Below are 14,213 nucleotides of genomic sequence, written 5' to 3'. Positions count from 1 at the left end.
ATATTTAAAATAACAATTCTGAAAAAGTCGTTTAAAAAAATTTTACAAATACCCCTTAATGCAGTATAATATAGCGGCTGTTGATTGTTTCCAGGAACTTTAAACAATTTTTTATAGTATAATTTGGTTCTGATAACGCATATTCGCCTTCGATTTATATATGAAGCAGCTTTATTTCAAAATATCTCTCGTCCTCATACTGTTCTCTTTCAACTACGCAACAGCACAGGACGTTAAGGTTACTTTAGGGCCTGATGAAGTTGGAGAAAATCAGGGTTGGACCATTACAGTTACAGTCCAAAATGAAAGACTTCGCAGCTACGACAATTTTCCCGACATCGACGGTTTTAGAAAAAGAGGTACATCAACACAAAGCACTACCAATATTGTTAACGGACAAATGTCTTCTTCCCAAAGCGTAATAATGACATATTTCCCGCTAAGGCAAGGTACGTTTACGATTCCGTCATTTTCAATGAAGGTAAACGATCAGACTATTAATGTAACGGGGAAGAAAGTTAAGGTAGGTCCAGCTGTTCAGCAGCGAGATCCCTTCAAAAGCTTCTTCGACAGTAGTCCCGCCGACGATTTCTTTGGCAGAGAAGAAACCGAATTTGTAGATGTAAAAGATGATGCTTTCCTGGCAATTACCACAAACAAAGATGAAGTGTATGTAGGAGAGGGCTTCAATACCACGCTTTCTTTCTTTGTCTCTGCAGATAACCGCGCACCGCTTCAGTTTTATGACTTAGCTAAACAGCTTACTGATATACTGAAGAAAATAAAACCAAATGATGCCTGGGAAGAGAACTTCAACATCGAAAACATTGAAGGTGAAACGGTAACAATTAATGGTAAGGAGTACACCCAGTATAAGATTTATCAGGCCACGTATTATCCGCTTAATGCAGAGCCTATTGTCTTTCCTTCTGTAGCCCTTGAAATGATTAAGTATAAAGTGGCTCGCAATCCATCCTTCTTTGGGCAAAACAGAAAGGAGGACTTCAAGAAGTTCCATTCAAAACCAAAAACAGTCATTGTAAAAGAACTTCCGCCACATCCACTTCGCGATGTTGTAGCTGTAGGCGATTACAAGCTCACAGAGTCTATGCCTTCAACAAAATTGGAAACAGGCAAGAGTGCTGCATATACATTCAGTGTATATGGTGAGGGAAACATCTCTGCTATTGAGAAGCCCCTGGTTCAGGATAATGATAATTTCGAGTTTTACGATCCCAACGTAAGGCAAGATATCAACCGCGATAACGGTAGGGTCACAGGAACAAAGTCTTTTAACTACTTCCTGATCCCAAATGAACCTGGCGAATTTAAATTGGGAGATCATTTTCAATGGGTATTCTTTAATACCACCAAGCGTAAGTATGATACACTTCGCTCGAAAATAACAGTACATGTATCTGGTGAAAGCAGAAAGAATGAAGCCATTCAATCAACTGACCTTGGCTCATTCTATGACAGAATAGATACTGCAAATAATACGTTGCAAGCTCTCGAAGATAAGAGCTGGATGAAGGTGGCTTTTAATGCATTTATTTTGGTTGTATTGGGTGCTTCCGCGTATCTTGTGTTCAAAAAATAATCAGTCCGATTATTTCATTAACTCAGCCAATAAATGACTTGAGATTTAAATGAAGTAGTCATTACAACAAATGAGCAATTCATACGGTACACTATTTAAAATCTCAACGTTTGGAGAGTCACATGGTCCTGCAATTGGCGTAATCATCGATGGGTGTCCTGCAGGTCTTACAATAGACGAAGCTTTTATTCAGTCAGAATTAGATAGAAGAAAGCCTGGCCAATCAAAGATTACCACCCAACGGAAAGAAGATGATACATTTAAAATTTTAAGTGGCGTTTTTGAAGGCGTATCTACCGGAACTCCTATTGCTATTGTAATCGAAAATCAGGATCAGAGAAGCAAAGATTATAGCCATATAGCAGAGGCGTTCAGGCCATCACATGCTGACTACACATACCAGGCGAAATACGGCGTACGCGATTACAGGGGAGGAGGCAGAAGTTCTGCTCGTGAAACCGCAGCCCGTGTTGCAGCAGGATCGATCGCTAAAATGTTTTTAAGAAAGTACAGTGTAGATATAAGTGCATACGTCTCTCAGGTAGGTGACATCAAAGCACCTCACTTTTCAAAACTAGACCTATCAAAAACAGAAGATAATATTGTTCGCTGCCCCGATAGCGACACCGCAGAAAAAATGATCTCCCTGATTGATCAGGTTCGTTTAGACCGTGATACCATAGGTGGTGTTGTTACATGTGTTATCAAAAATACTCCTGTAGGTCTGGGAGAACCTGTGTTTGATAAGCTTCATGCAGAACTTGGTAAAGCAATGCTTGGTATCAATGCCGTTAAAGGCTTCGAATATGGAAGTGGCTTTGAAGGAATAACATTAAGGGGTTCACAACACAATGATGAATTCTATAATGACGGCGGCAACATAAGAACAAAGACAAACCTTTCTGGTGGAGTACAAGGAGGTATCTCCAACGGAGAAGACATCTACTTTAATGTAGCTTTTAAACCTGTTGCTACCATCATGCAGGATCAGGATTCAGTAGATAAAAATGGTAATCCAGTTACTGTATCAGGAAAAGGAAGACACGATCCTTGTGTTGTCCCTAGGGCCGTTCCAATTGTTGAAGCAATGGCTGCTTTAGTATTGACAGATTTTGTTTTACGCGCTAAGTCTTCAAAAGTTTAGACAGTTTCACCTGCTTCCTGGGGAAGGCTTTCCTCATTGAACGACAGTTTATTCATTCGTTGCTGGAGTTTTCAACGGCATAACCTTTTAACTGTCTGGTTAAAAAATCAACTTATATGAAAACTTTAGGAATAATTCTGATTATAATAGGAGCACTCATGACTGTTTTCACAGGGTTCAATCTTGTTACAAAAAAAGAAGTAGCAGATATTGGTCCGGTAGAAATTAACAAGGAAGAAAAAACACCAATCTATTGGTCTCCTATTACAGGTGGTATTTTACTTGTTGCTGGTATTATCATTATGGTAAGCAGTAAGAGAGGCAGCTAGCCGACTGCTTAAATCATGTACGGCCTTAAAATCTGCAAAGATATTAAGGCTTTTTTATTCCCTTTTTAATCTCTATTATCTTAATAGAAGATTATGTTGATCATGCTTTCTCGCCTGCTGAAATTTCCTTTCTTGAAACCTCCGAGAAGATAATTATATTGCGACAATGTTCGATATGAAGGCACTGATCTGAATAGATCTTAGGCTTTTCGATTATATTCAGAGACCATGGAAATATCTAAAACTGAAGGAAAAAGTAAATTAACAACATACATCATTATTGCTCTGTTTGCAGGTATTCTCCTGGGCTATGCTTTAAATAGAAATTACCTTAATAACGAAAACGAATCCTTAATTCAGGTTGATAATAAAATAGCACAGGTAGCCCATGAATTTCTTTCAGCTCAAGACAGCCTTACAATAAAATCACTTCAGGTAAAAAAAGCGGAACTGTCGAAGGAAAGAAATGCAATCCTTGCTACGCGCGATAAAAAGGTAGAGCCTTTTTCGCTGATAGCCGATATATTTTTAAGATTAATTAAAATGATTGTTGCTCCGCTGGTGCTTTCAACGCTGATTGTAGGCGTAGCTAAACTGGGAGATATTAGTGCTGTAGGCCGTATCGGTGGTAAAACATTATTGTGGTTTTTAGCAGCATCCTTTCTCAGCCTTCTCCTGGGTCTGATGATGGTAAATTTATTTCAGCCCGGTGTGGCCATGCATTTGCCCCTTCCTGAAACCAATGAAACTGGCATTGCAAAGGTAGGATTCTCTCTTAGGGATTTCTTTTATCACATGTTCCCGACCAGCGTGGTAGAAGCGATGGCAAAAAACGAGATTCTTCAAATAGTGATATTCGCTTTGTTTTTTGGCGTTGCTACAGCTGCGGTAGGAGAACAAGGCAAAATTATCATTAAGGCCTTTGATGCACTTTCTTATATCATCTTAAAGGTAACAGGGTATGTTATGAATCTGGCCCCTCTGGCAGTTTTCGGCGCAATGACTGCTGTTATTGCTAAGCAAGGAATATCTATTTTAAAAACATACTCTCTTTTTGTTGGAGAGTTTTATTTGGGTCTTGTAATACTCTGGTTGCTGCTGATTGCAGCTGGAATCCTGGTTGTAGGTAAAAGGATTGTCAAACTTATAAAAGCTTTAAGAGAGCCAATGCTACTCGCGTTTAGTACGGCTAGCAGTGAGGCGGCGTTTCCGAAAACCATGCAGGAGTTGGAAAGATTTGGCTGCAAAGATAAGATCGTAAGCTTTGTACTTCCGCTGGGCTACTCGTTCAATCTCGACGGCAGCATGATGTACATGACGTTCGCTTCTTTGTTTATTGCCCAATCGTACGGAATAGATTTGCCGTTAGCAACTCAGTTAAGCATGCTCCTAGTATTGATGATAACCAGTAAAGGTATTGCCGGTGTTCCCCGGGCAAGCCTGGTTGTAATTGCTGGAACGCTCGTATCTTTCAACATCCCGGAGGCAGGTCTCGCGCTTCTGCTCGGTATTGACCCCTTACTTGATATGGGAAGAAGCGCAACAAACGTGGTAGGAAACAGCATTGCCACCGCTGTGGTGAGTAAATGGGAAAATGCCCTTGAGAACGGACCTGTTGATAACCAGCTTTAATTTCTGTTTTCCTGAACTTAATTTAGTTAACTTTGTTCTGTAATAAATTGATTCTATGCTACAAGCAGCTCCAAAACAAATCCATATTTATCTGGAATCAAATCCTAATCCAAATTCTTTGAAGTTTGTGGTGAATGAAATGCTTATTCCTGACGGATTGAGCTTTGATTTTCCATCTCCTGCAAGTGCTGCAAGTGCTCCTCTTGCAAAAGAACTCTTCAATTACCCTTTTGTAGATAGGGTTTTCTACATGAGTAATTTTATTACAGTAACAAAGAAGGAGGATGTAGAATGGCTTGAGATTCAGGGCCAGATAAAGGATCATATTAAAAAATTCCTTGAAAGCGGTAAGTTTATCATTGAAGTAGAAGAATCAAATGACTTCCCAGAACAGGAAGAGACTGAAACCATAAAGAAAATAAAAACTATTCTTGACGAATATATAAGACCTGCAGTAGAGCAGGATGGAGGCGCTATCACTTTTCATTCTTTTAGAGAAGGAATAGTTAAAGTAAGACTTCAGGGCTCTTGCAGTGGTTGTCCGTCTTCAACAGTAACGCTTAAAGCAGGTATCGAAAACCTGTTTAAACGAATGATGCCTGAGGAAGTATATGGTGTTGAGTCGTTATAGTTGATCTTGAGAATAAGTAATGATATAACCGGCTGAAGCCGGTTTTTTTATGCGCTTTAATGAAGCAAATTCTCAATTTTGATTCAGTAATCAGAGCTCAGAACCGGTGACATATAGTTGGATAATTAATTGCTTAACCTTTCTTTATATTTATATCTAATATTATTTGATTGCAATAAAATCATTCACTAACAACTATAAAACACGCTACTGTATTATGAGAATTGTACTAGTCTGCTTCCTTGCCTTGATGATGTTCGGATCACAAGGTCAATCGTTCAAAGTAATGACCTACAATATTCGTTATGATACTCCTAATGATAGCATAAACAGATGGAGTAACAGAAAACAGAAGGTGTTTCAATTACTGAAAAACTATTCACCGGATATCTTCGGCGTCCAGGAAGCACTGTATAACCAGGTTACTGATATCCAGAAAAATCTACCGGGCTATTCTTATGTAGGTGTGGGTCGAGATGATGGAAAACAAAAGGGAGAATTCTCAGCGCTCTTTTATAAAGCGGATAGATTTAAAGTTGTCAAACAAAATACTTTTTGGTTATCTGAAAAACCAGACAAGCCGGGAAGCAAAAGCTGGGATGCCGCTATCACACGAATTGCTACCTGGGCGCTGTTAGAAGATAAAAGTAATAGCCAAAGGTTTATAGTTATTAACACACACTTTGATCACATAGGGGAGGAAGCTCGTTTAAAAAGTGCAGAGCTTTTAAAAGCCAAAGCAATAGAGTTAGCACCGGATATTCCATTAATCATTACTGGTGATTTTAATTGTACGCGTGAAGAGGCACCTTACCACGCACTCACAAATACAGAAGTAATTGAGCTCATTGATCCTGCTCCAGAACCTGTCGGCACATTTTGCACATTTAAGGTGAACAGCAGGGAGTGCCAGGGTATCGACTATATTTTTGTTACCAATCAGTGGCGTGCCGATGGCTACAAGGTAATAAATGATAATGACGGGAAGTACTACCCTTCAGACCACTTACCAGTGGTGATTACATTATCGTACACCGACTAAGAACTAACTCATGATTAGGCATTACTTTAGGCCGAAAAATAATCAGGTAGCACGGCCGATGTAAAGCAACCCGTATCATGCCCTACAAAATCGATTTGTTTGCCATCTTTATATTGCTTGGATTTTTTCAGGCAATTTTTCTTTCTGTCTTTTTTCTTTCCAGGGAAAACAGGAAGACGCAGGTAAATTTATTTTGGGGCGTACTTCTGATCTCGCAGGGTGCATGTATCCTGGAGATCTTTCTAATGTACACTGGGTACATTGTCAACACGCTCTACCTCGTAGATTTCTCAGAGCCCCTTGGTTTAATGATTGGGCCCTCATTTTACCTAATGGCTCTTTCTGTCACCAGGCCACCGTTGTCAAAGAAATACTATTGGCACTTTGCCTTTCCGTTGCTATACTTCGTGCTGTTAATACCCTTTCTCCTTCAGCCTGATGTTGTCAAATACAATTCATGGGTAGGTGCGTATAAGGTTCCTCTTCCTTTTAAGGAGTATCACTATCATGGCAACCCGCGAGTGTTTTGGCTTACCGATCATGCTACTGAATTTATTCTGACAAGTATTGTGCTTTACACGATTCTACTATGCGTAGAAGTTTTAAGGTTCTTTAAGCAAAAAGGAATCTCATTTTGGAGGCCTGGTAGTAATGCGTTTAAGTATCTTAGAAATCACTTTCTTGTAGTTGTTAGTACAGTTCTGTTGTTGCTCATTGTAAAGGCCATCAACCAGCATGATACCGGTGATCATATCTTTGCTACGTTTATCGCAGTAAGTATATACCTCACCAGTTTCCAGGTGATGCAACATTCTCACTTTTTTAAGCAATCATCTGCTCAGGAAGCGGAGCGATATAAAAGTTCGACATTGAGTGGTGAGGGGCAACAGATGTTGTTGAAGAAACTCGATAACTTTATGATTGCTGAAAGGCCTTATCTCAGCCCTGATTTTTCTCTTCCTGAATTAGCGCAAAAACTAGGAACCTCAGTGCATATTTTATCGCAGGTAATTAATGTTGGGTTACGAAAATCCTTCTTTGAAATGACTGCTGAATATCGGGTAGAAGAAGCTAAGAAGATGTTAATCGAATATAACAATATCAAAGTCGAGGAAATTGCGGAACAAGTGGGGTATAACTCCAAGTCGTCGTTCAATACTGCTTTTAAGAAAATGACAGGAAAAACTCCTTCTGAGTATCGCAGGGAGAATGCAAAAGCTTAGTGGTGTTTAATCACTCCCTCTAGTCGCTGCCACAAATCTGCGTCAAATGAAGATGGTCCAAATGTGCTTTCACCGGTGTCGTCTCCATGTCTTACTACAACCATATGTAGACTTGGTATTACGTATATTTTTTTGTCGCCCTTACCCATCGCCGCCACCATATCGTTTGGTGCTGTAGGAGTTAAAGGTCCGTTTACAATTACCTCTCCATTTTCGGGTACGATATACGTGGCTTTCCCATTGAGCCACCAAAGGTATCCGTAACTTTGATTAAACTCGTTTGACGTATTAAGCATGGAGTTAAAATACGTGGAGTCTGAGAGTAATGGACTGCCATTCCATTTGCCTTTATTTAAAATCAGCAAGCCAAAACGTGCCATATCACGCGTGCTTAATGCAATGATATTGTTTGATGCCCAACCCCAGTATTGCATTCCAATTTTATCGGCTAACCGTGTTTTAGTATATTCATCTATGGTAACACCTGATGTTTTCTCAATAACCCTGTTAAGTAGATTATAAGAACCATTGTGATAAGCCCATCTTGTTCCTGCATCTGCTTTATACTTCAAGCATTCAGGAGTTATACATTGATCTCCTGCTTCATCTAGCCCTGCGGTCATGCTTAACTGATGTTTAAGCGTAATTATGTTCTCCTTTTCTAAAGGAGCAGAAGTCCATCCTTCTCCAAGGTACTCCGAAGTTTTTTTGTTGATATCAATCAGGCCTTCCTCCTGCGCTATCCCGGTAAGAAACGCTGTTATACTTTTTCCAGCAGAAGCTATAGGTGATTTAGTATCCTTGTTCCAATTATTCCAATACCTTTCTACAGCTATTCTTCCTTTATAGAGTATAATAAATCCGTAAGTGTTTTTCTTCTCAACAAATTCCAGCAGCTGGTTAAGGCTGTCGGCATTCCATCCCAACGACTGGATGGTAACACTTTCCCAGGTGCTGTCACTCGCAGGAGGATAATAATCTAATTTTCCGATTGAAATGGTGTCATCATCAGTTGAATCCTGAGGATCTTCAATTCCCACTTGCTCACCGGCTGGTTCTATAGGCTCTTCTTTACATGCAGTTAGCAGACATAAAAAATAAAACAGCATGAAATAAAACACTAACCTCATATGTATAAACTATTCACATGGAAGTTTACTCGGAAAATATTATTCCTGTTCAGCAGCGATTCAGCTCATGGTATATATACGTTCGTTAACAGGTTGTATTTAAGATCGTTAAAACTATCCGGTACATAAACTAAAACAAAACGGTACATTTTACAGCTGTTCAATTTTCGCACAAAACACGGCTTTGCGCCGCCTTCTTAAGCCTAACCACTGTATCAATTGGATAAACTTCATTGTCTTTTGGATGCGCCATTCTTCAACCTGTTTCGTCACTCGCATAAATATACCGCTCTTTCGGAAACTGAATCACATCACTCGGAAAGTCCTTTTTATTCCCTCTGATTTATCACGCAAGTTTGAGGCATGGATAAATATTACAACTCACCGTTCTATGGTGGAATGTGGCACAAAGGAACGGAACCCCCGCAAGACCTGGGAGAGGGTTTTTCGGAAGATGTATTGATTGATTTGGATGGATCGCGCGAGAATTTTCGTGTAGGTTGGTATGATCATGATGAACACTGTTGGTACACACATGATAAGAATCACGGTATCGAGCTTAAAAGTGAACTGATCATGTGGACGTCACTACCACTCAAGACATACTTTAAGTGACGCTTAAATTGCTTTCAAGCATAAAAAAAGGCTCCCAATAAGGAGCCCTTTTACTTTTTAAGGATTTGCAGGATCAATCCCATTCTCCAGTAGGAAGGTTGTTAGCTTCTCTTCTGGGTCGGTCAGCATTTTCTCTTGAACAACTCCTATAATGTCAGCCTGATCGGCTTGAGCCTGATCGCAAACGGGAGGCAAGTAAGTTGTTCCTGATGCTTCCAGAACATCAAAAATTGCCTTAGATGATTTCATCCAGCATACTCTGATAATCATAGTTAAACGGGGGTTAATTGGTTAGAATTATTTAATTAGAAGTTATTGCAAATAGGTAGTTGTTGTTAAGTACATACATTTTTTGCCGGGCAGTTACAGGTGATCCATCACTTACTCCTAATACAAATCCTGTTGGAGCTTCATACGTGCCAGATGGAGCCGCGTTAGTGCCACTTATATTCACCGTTATCACCGTTCCTAGTGCTGAGAATTTGGCCCTGTTTGAATAAAGCTTATCTATAGTACCATCAACATTTGATTGTGACATGCCATTATTATGGACTGCCATTGATGAAGGTACAAAGCTGTTATCCCCGAACGGGAAGATCATATTAAGACTATCACCCGCAACATTAAAGACATGAACTGACCCTGGTGGAAAGTCAATCTTATCCATATTAACCATTGTTGATAACAATGGGCATCCATTTAATGTAATGCTGTTAGTGATTACGTTTTTCGCAGAATCAGCATTGAAGTATACGGAGTGTAGGCTTGGACAATTTTGGAAGTTTACATCCTGAAGGCTGGTAGTGGCCGTCCTAGTCCTGTAATCTAAAATTGTTTGTGCAGAGAAATTTCCAGCAACATAGGCATTAGGTATGGTTGTTAAATCGACATTTAAAGCAGTGTTATTATAGATTAATTGATTAAGTGTTGTTGCTTGATTTGCTAGGTTGTTAATTGTGTGCATATCCGCGTTGCCTCTCACGTCAAGACTGTTAAGTCCCCCAGAGGCGCGTAGTGTTATTTCCTCAATCTTATTTGAAGCCAGTGAGACAGATAATAAAGCAGAAAATAAAGTAAGATCTACATGCGTCATTCCTAGCCCAACAGTTGTATCCTGAGCGTCTAAACCTAGATACTGTAAGTAACTAGCATGAGCTAATATTTGATTCCAAAAATCGGAAGTGCTAAGCTTGCACCCATTTGCATATATGGAAAATAATGTTCCTGGAGCGGGCAGTATCAGATTTACTGTTAAGCAGTAATTAAGACTTAATGTTTGCAGCCCTGTGGCTCCTGAAAGATTAACAGTATTGTGTACATTTTTAAAAGTCGAACCCGAAGCACTGAAGGAATGGAATATAACTAGATTTGGTTTTGGATCAGTTATAGTAACATCGCCAGTTATACTACATGCACTTATTGAAAAATACCTTAACTCATTAGAAACGTCTGTATTTCCTATTGGACGAGACCAACTCAAATCCCTACCAAAGAACGAGAAAGTAGTTAGGTTAGAACATGTTAATGCGTGATTTATATATGTGCGTAATGTACTTACAGGAATTGTATTGCCTATGTTTTGAAGAACAAACTCGTAGTAGTTATTCAGTGGAATTATAAGTCCTGTTAGTGCGCCTACATATTGCAGCCGTTCTAATTGCGTATTACTTAAATCCAATGCTCCGATGGATCCTGTCGCAAAATTTATCATGCTAGCACCAGATCTTCCTCCTGTGATATTGTTATTAAAGCCTCCATTCAGAAAAGCTTTTAGGTATCTAGATTTTTGCAGTTTAGCAGCCAAAGTCGAAAATCCTCCATACAGAGAGTTAATAACAAACCTCTCGATCAGGGCCGGTAAATCAACTAAGTTGACGTTAGCGTTTACAAAAATGTTTTTTACAGAATTCGGTAATTTTAGTAATCCAACTCCCGTGTTTACCGTTCCACTAACCTCAAATGATTCGAGCGTCTTAAATACTGAAAAATCTATCGAAGATAGACCAGTCGAATCGATACCACTATTAACCATTGAGAGCATATAAACCATGTCTGTATTGTAGAAAGTGGTTCTTACTTTTCTCGTTGGAGGTACAAACGGAGCAGTTGAGCCAAGCTGATTTCCGCCTAGAGCTGTACCGGCAATCGCGATTGCATTTTCATACGGCTTATTTCGAGCTTGAAAAGCTAGTGAATAGGGCACATTATTTTCTTGACCCGTTCCTGACATTGTTATGCCTGCCAGACCCTGGTTGTCAACATCAACGTTAATTTTTACAGCCTTCGGTGTTGTTCGTCTCATACATACGATTACACGCATGATTCGATTCCCGCTATTTATCTGGCCCGCAGTTACGAATTCTATTGATCTTATTGGCTTATGACGTCCGAACATAATAAATTTAGTTGGGTATCCAGTTAGGTGCCTCAAATAAGTCTAGCCGTCCTGCTGAACTACACAATGCTGTAATGATGTCCTTCGAATATGTTTTTCCATTAAGCGCATAGGTAGTTAACACAGGAGGAATTTCATTTTGATACTCGTATCTACCAGCGGTCCAAGAAATGGTTTTCTCTGTGGTGTCCTTCTTAAAAATGAAAGTGTACGCTTTGCCTACAACCTCATTACTAAAATTGAAATTTGTCACATTACCAGTTAAGGTTAGTATGAAGACCCTTCCAGTTGACAAATCAATAGTTACAGAACCGGAAATATTTGCTGTAACAACCTTCCCGTTTTCATCCTGAACAAATTCAGTTGTAGCAAGTTGTTGTGTTTTTGTTCCGAGTGCCGCAGTTGGTGCAGTAGGCGTACCCGTAAGCGCAGGGCTTGTCAACGGTGCCTTTAATGCGATCGCAGCGCTCAACGCATCTATCAAATCTTTCAGAACTTTACCCTGTCTTGCATCTAAAACCTTCCCCGCTAAGACTTGATCGAGTGCGTTGTATACATCTGTTATGTTTACCTTGCCGGAAAGCAATGAATTAATATCACTCTCATGCTCTTTGATATAATCAACAATCTCCTGTATTGTGTCAAGGTCAACATCATCGCTTGTTAGAAGCGTATGAATAGCGTTGATCTTAACAGCAAGCTTCTTCAACGTGTTGTCATCTTCATCTGCACCGTCAAGTAACTGATTGATCACGCTTTCATCTCCTGCCTCACGTGCCGCCTTCGTGTCTGCATCCTGGGCGCCAACAGGATCAGCGAGGTTAACAATGTTTTGACCTCCTGCATCATTACCTACTTCTAGAACTGAGTTTAAGTCACTCGCAATAGGTGGAAGATGTTCCTCTGGTACTTTGCCATCAGCGCCAAGCGGAGCATAACCATTCGCAGTACCCTTCTCGTCTTTATTTTCTTTAGCAAGATTGAGCGCTTCAATGGTGTCACTGGAAACAAAACTATTAAGGGCGTTGGTGAGCCCTTGAATGCTGCTCATAGGAATATCAGTCGCATCCCTATGATAGAATGAATCTAGCCAGTCTGCGAACTGAGATTCAAGGGGTTTTAAGCCTTTTTTGAACCAGTTTTTAAGTGTGTTAAGCGATTGCTTTGCCATGATTGATCATCTCATTAAGAGTTTCCTAAAAGCCAACTATTCCAGCTTGAACCATTATTTCCTCTTACATAAATATCGCCGGCTCCCGTGCCACTTATTTGCACCGCTACTTGAGAAGTTGCTGCTGTAATACAAATGAAGTTTGCGCCTGCAGCTGGAAAGTTATTACCCTGACCTGCCATAATACTATATGATGAATTAAGAGGAACGGCATTCGGATCACTACCAGCAACGCCAGCGTTTACCTTTGCATCTAATTGGCTTTTATTCACCGCGTGGCCTGACTGCGTGCCTGAAGGTATCACCAAAGGGCCCGTCATCGTATCACCTGTCTTCAACACTCTGTTGTTAGCGCTAGCAGCTGCGTCAGTCGCTATCTCTTCCGCACTGTTAGCACTATTCTGAGCATTAGTTATGTTCTGCTTCATCTGCTTTAATGTATCCAGTCGAACAAATGAACTGAACGCATTACCACCTGAATTGGCAAGCTTTGCTACACGTGTATAATAAACAACTTTCTCATTCCCATCCTCAAAGAGATTTGTGTTAGTTGTTTCTTCTATGATGATGTTGCTTGCAACAAGTCCTCCAACAAAAGGCAGAAGCTCACCGTTTATTGCTACCCATCCATTTGTATAATTCCCTCCCGATAGCTGTACACCAGACACAATAACAAGATCACCGAGAAGCCCTGCCATCGCTGAAACTGCTTCACGGTAACTACTCTGCATAAATTCAAAATCGTCCTGCGTTAACCCGAAACCTTCAAGCTGTGTGAAATCAATTCTCTTATACATTTTAAAAAGTCGTTATCGTGAAAAATTTACTTGCGAGTTTGTAATATGAAATTAAAGCGCGCATTTCCCGCTCATTGTATGGGACACTAGCAGGCACACAAACAACAAAATCGTATGTGAATTGTCCTACCTCTCCCTTGCGGTAAATGTTAACGCGCGGCTTTGATGCCTCACCCTTTGTATATACAAAAAGTGGCTGTAGCTCCGCTTTTCTAAAGATGAATGTTGGCAAGTATTCGTTACCGTCTCTTATATAAATCCTACGCTCAACCACATCATAACGATCATTTAACATCTTCTCAAGGAAACAAACTTGCGATGTGATGTTGAGCTTGTAAGTAACCTGATCGCGGAACGGTAGCAGATTATTATATAATGAAACCAACGGGCTTACTAACACATTTACATAGGCAATAACATCGTCGAACCTAAATTCCATCGGTATTCGTTCTGTTACAAACTTGCTGTAGTTGATTATATATCGCTTTACATTAACCGCCATTT

14 protein-coding genes are annotated in these 14,213 nt (G+C 40.0%); 8 read left to right on the top strand and 6 right to left on the bottom strand.

The annotated features are described in order from the left end of the window. Nucleotides 1–160: 160 nt before the first annotated feature. From KK060_RS06780 to KK060_RS06750, 7 genes are all read left to right on the top strand, one after another. On the top strand, nt 161–1,600 hold the full coding sequence (locus KK060_RS06780; RefSeq protein ID WP_254152950.1) for a BatD family protein: 1,440 nt from the start codon (nt 161–163) through the stop codon (nt 1,598–1,600). A 70-nt stretch (nt 1,601–1,670) separates the two neighbouring features. Then, nucleotides 1,671–2,744, top strand: a complete 1,074-nt coding sequence (gene aroC / locus KK060_RS06775; protein WP_254152949.1) for a chorismate synthase — start codon at nt 1,671–1,673, stop codon at nt 2,742–2,744. A 116-nt stretch (nt 2,745–2,860) separates the two neighbouring features. Continuing rightward, complete coding sequence (locus KK060_RS06770; protein ID WP_254152948.1) at nt 2,861–3,073, top strand: hypothetical protein; 213 nt, start codon at nt 2,861–2,863, stop codon at nt 3,071–3,073. A 228-nt stretch (nt 3,074–3,301) separates the two neighbouring features. After that, nucleotides 3,302–4,705 (top strand): dicarboxylate/amino acid:cation symporter, encoded by a 1,404-nt coding sequence (locus KK060_RS06765; protein WP_254152947.1) that lies wholly within the window; start codon nt 3,302–3,304, stop codon nt 4,703–4,705. Between the two features lie 55 nt (nt 4,706–4,760). Next, complete coding sequence (locus tag KK060_RS06760; RefSeq protein ID WP_254152946.1) at nt 4,761–5,336, top strand: NifU family protein; 576 nt, start codon at nt 4,761–4,763, stop codon at nt 5,334–5,336. Nucleotides 5,337–5,553: 217 nt separating this feature from the next. Next, on the top strand, nt 5,554–6,378 hold the full coding sequence (locus tag KK060_RS06755; protein ID WP_254152945.1) for an endonuclease/exonuclease/phosphatase family protein: 825 nt from the start codon (nt 5,554–5,556) through the stop codon (nt 6,376–6,378). Between the two features lie 77 nt (nt 6,379–6,455). Then, nucleotides 6,456–7,601: a helix-turn-helix domain-containing protein gene (locus tag KK060_RS06750; protein ID WP_254152944.1), complete on the top strand. Its 1,146-nt coding sequence runs from the start codon at nt 6,456–6,458 to the stop codon at nt 7,599–7,601. Here the strand turns inward: KK060_RS06750 and KK060_RS06745 are convergent. Then, the gene (locus tag KK060_RS06745; protein ID WP_254152943.1) at nt 7,598–8,710 is read right to left on the bottom strand and encodes a serine hydrolase domain-containing protein; all 1,113 of its coding nucleotides are present in this window, start codon (nt 8,708–8,710) and stop codon (nt 7,598–7,600) included. The genes KK060_RS06750 and KK060_RS06745 overlap by 4 nt on opposite strands. Nucleotides 8,711–9,094: 384 nt before the next feature. Here KK060_RS06745 and KK060_RS06740 point away from each other — a divergent pair, with 384 nt between their 5' ends. Then, nucleotides 9,095–9,346, top strand: coding sequence for a hypothetical protein (locus KK060_RS06740; RefSeq protein ID WP_254152942.1), 252 nt, complete (start codon nt 9,095–9,097; stop codon nt 9,344–9,346). 57 nt (nt 9,347–9,403) lie between these two features. Here KK060_RS06740 and KK060_RS06735 read toward each other — a convergent pair whose 3' ends face one another. The 5 genes from KK060_RS06735 to KK060_RS06715 all read right to left on the bottom strand — a co-directional run bounded on the left by KK060_RS06735 (nt 9,404) and on the right by KK060_RS06715 (nt 14,211). Continuing rightward, complete coding sequence (locus KK060_RS06735; RefSeq protein WP_254152941.1) at nt 9,404–9,616, bottom strand: hypothetical protein; 213 nt, start codon at nt 9,614–9,616, stop codon at nt 9,404–9,406. Between the two features lie 31 nt (nt 9,617–9,647). Continuing rightward, complete coding sequence (locus KK060_RS06730) at nt 9,648–11,648, bottom strand: hypothetical protein (RefSeq protein WP_254152940.1); 2,001 nt, start codon at nt 11,646–11,648, stop codon at nt 9,648–9,650. Nucleotides 11,649–11,748: 100 nt separating this feature from the next. Continuing rightward, a complete protein-coding gene (locus KK060_RS06725) occupies nt 11,749–12,912 on the bottom strand; it encodes a hypothetical protein (protein ID WP_254152939.1) in 1,164 nt (387 codons plus the stop codon). A 14-nt stretch (nt 12,913–12,926) separates the two neighbouring features. Continuing rightward, complete coding sequence (locus KK060_RS06720; RefSeq protein ID WP_254152938.1) at nt 12,927–13,709, bottom strand: pyocin knob domain-containing protein; 783 nt, start codon at nt 13,707–13,709, stop codon at nt 12,927–12,929. Between the two features lies 1 nt (nt 13,710). Beyond that, nucleotides 13,711–14,211 (bottom strand): hypothetical protein, encoded by a 501-nt coding sequence (locus tag KK060_RS06715; RefSeq protein ID WP_254152937.1) that lies wholly within the window; start codon nt 14,209–14,211, stop codon nt 13,711–13,713. Nucleotides 14,212–14,213 lie beyond the last annotated feature (2 nt).

Origin of the sequence: Chryseosolibacter indicum (genome assembly GCF_018598585.1) — a bacterium.
Lineage (GTDB): Bacteria > Bacteroidota > Bacteroidia > Cytophagales > Cyclobacteriaceae > Chryseosolibacter > Chryseosolibacter indicus.
This window is presented reverse-complemented; position numbering and strand designations above follow the sequence as displayed.

Excerpts from the sequence above, each read along its gene's own strand:
- KK060_RS06725 (WP_254152939.1), bottom strand. The coding sequence starts at position 12,912 with ATGGCAAAGCAATCGCTTAACACACTTAAAAACTGGTTCAAAAAAGGC.
- KK060_RS06760 (WP_254152946.1), top strand. The coding sequence starts at position 4,761 with ATGCTACAAGCAGCTCCAAAACAAATCCATATTTATCTGGAATCAAAT.
- KK060_RS06750 (WP_254152944.1), top strand. The coding sequence starts at position 6,456 with ATGCCCTACAAAATCGATTTGTTTGCCATCTTTATATTGCTTGGATTT.
- KK060_RS06780 (WP_254152950.1), top strand. The coding sequence starts at position 161 with ATGAAGCAGCTTTATTTCAAAATATCTCTCGTCCTCATACTGTTCTCT.
- KK060_RS06735 (WP_254152941.1), bottom strand. The coding sequence starts at position 9,616 with ATGATTATCAGAGTATGCTGGATGAAATCATCTAAGGCAATTTTTGAT.
- KK060_RS06770 (WP_254152948.1), top strand. The coding sequence starts at position 2,861 with ATGAAAACTTTAGGAATAATTCTGATTATAATAGGAGCACTCATGACT.
- KK060_RS06755 (WP_254152945.1), top strand. The coding sequence starts at position 5,554 with ATGAGAATTGTACTAGTCTGCTTCCTTGCCTTGATGATGTTCGGATCA.
- aroC (WP_254152949.1), top strand. The coding sequence starts at position 1,671 with ATGAGCAATTCATACGGTACACTATTTAAAATCTCAACGTTTGGAGAG.
- KK060_RS06745 (WP_254152943.1), bottom strand. The coding sequence starts at position 8,710 with ATGCTGTTTTATTTTTTATGTCTGCTAACTGCATGTAAAGAAGAGCCT.
- KK060_RS06765 (WP_254152947.1), top strand. The coding sequence starts at position 3,302 with ATGGAAATATCTAAAACTGAAGGAAAAAGTAAATTAACAACATACATC.
- KK060_RS06720 (WP_254152938.1), bottom strand. The coding sequence starts at position 13,709 with ATGTATAAGAGAATTGATTTCACACAGCTTGAAGGTTTCGGGTTAACG.
- KK060_RS06715 (WP_254152937.1), bottom strand. The coding sequence starts at position 14,211 with ATGGCGGTTAATGTAAAGCGATATATAATCAACTACAGCAAGTTTGTA.
- KK060_RS06730 (WP_254152940.1), bottom strand. The coding sequence starts at position 11,648 with ATGAGACGAACAACACCGAAGGCTGTAAAAATTAACGTTGATGTTGAC.
- KK060_RS06740 (WP_254152942.1), top strand. The coding sequence starts at position 9,095 with ATGGATAAATATTACAACTCACCGTTCTATGGTGGAATGTGGCACAAA.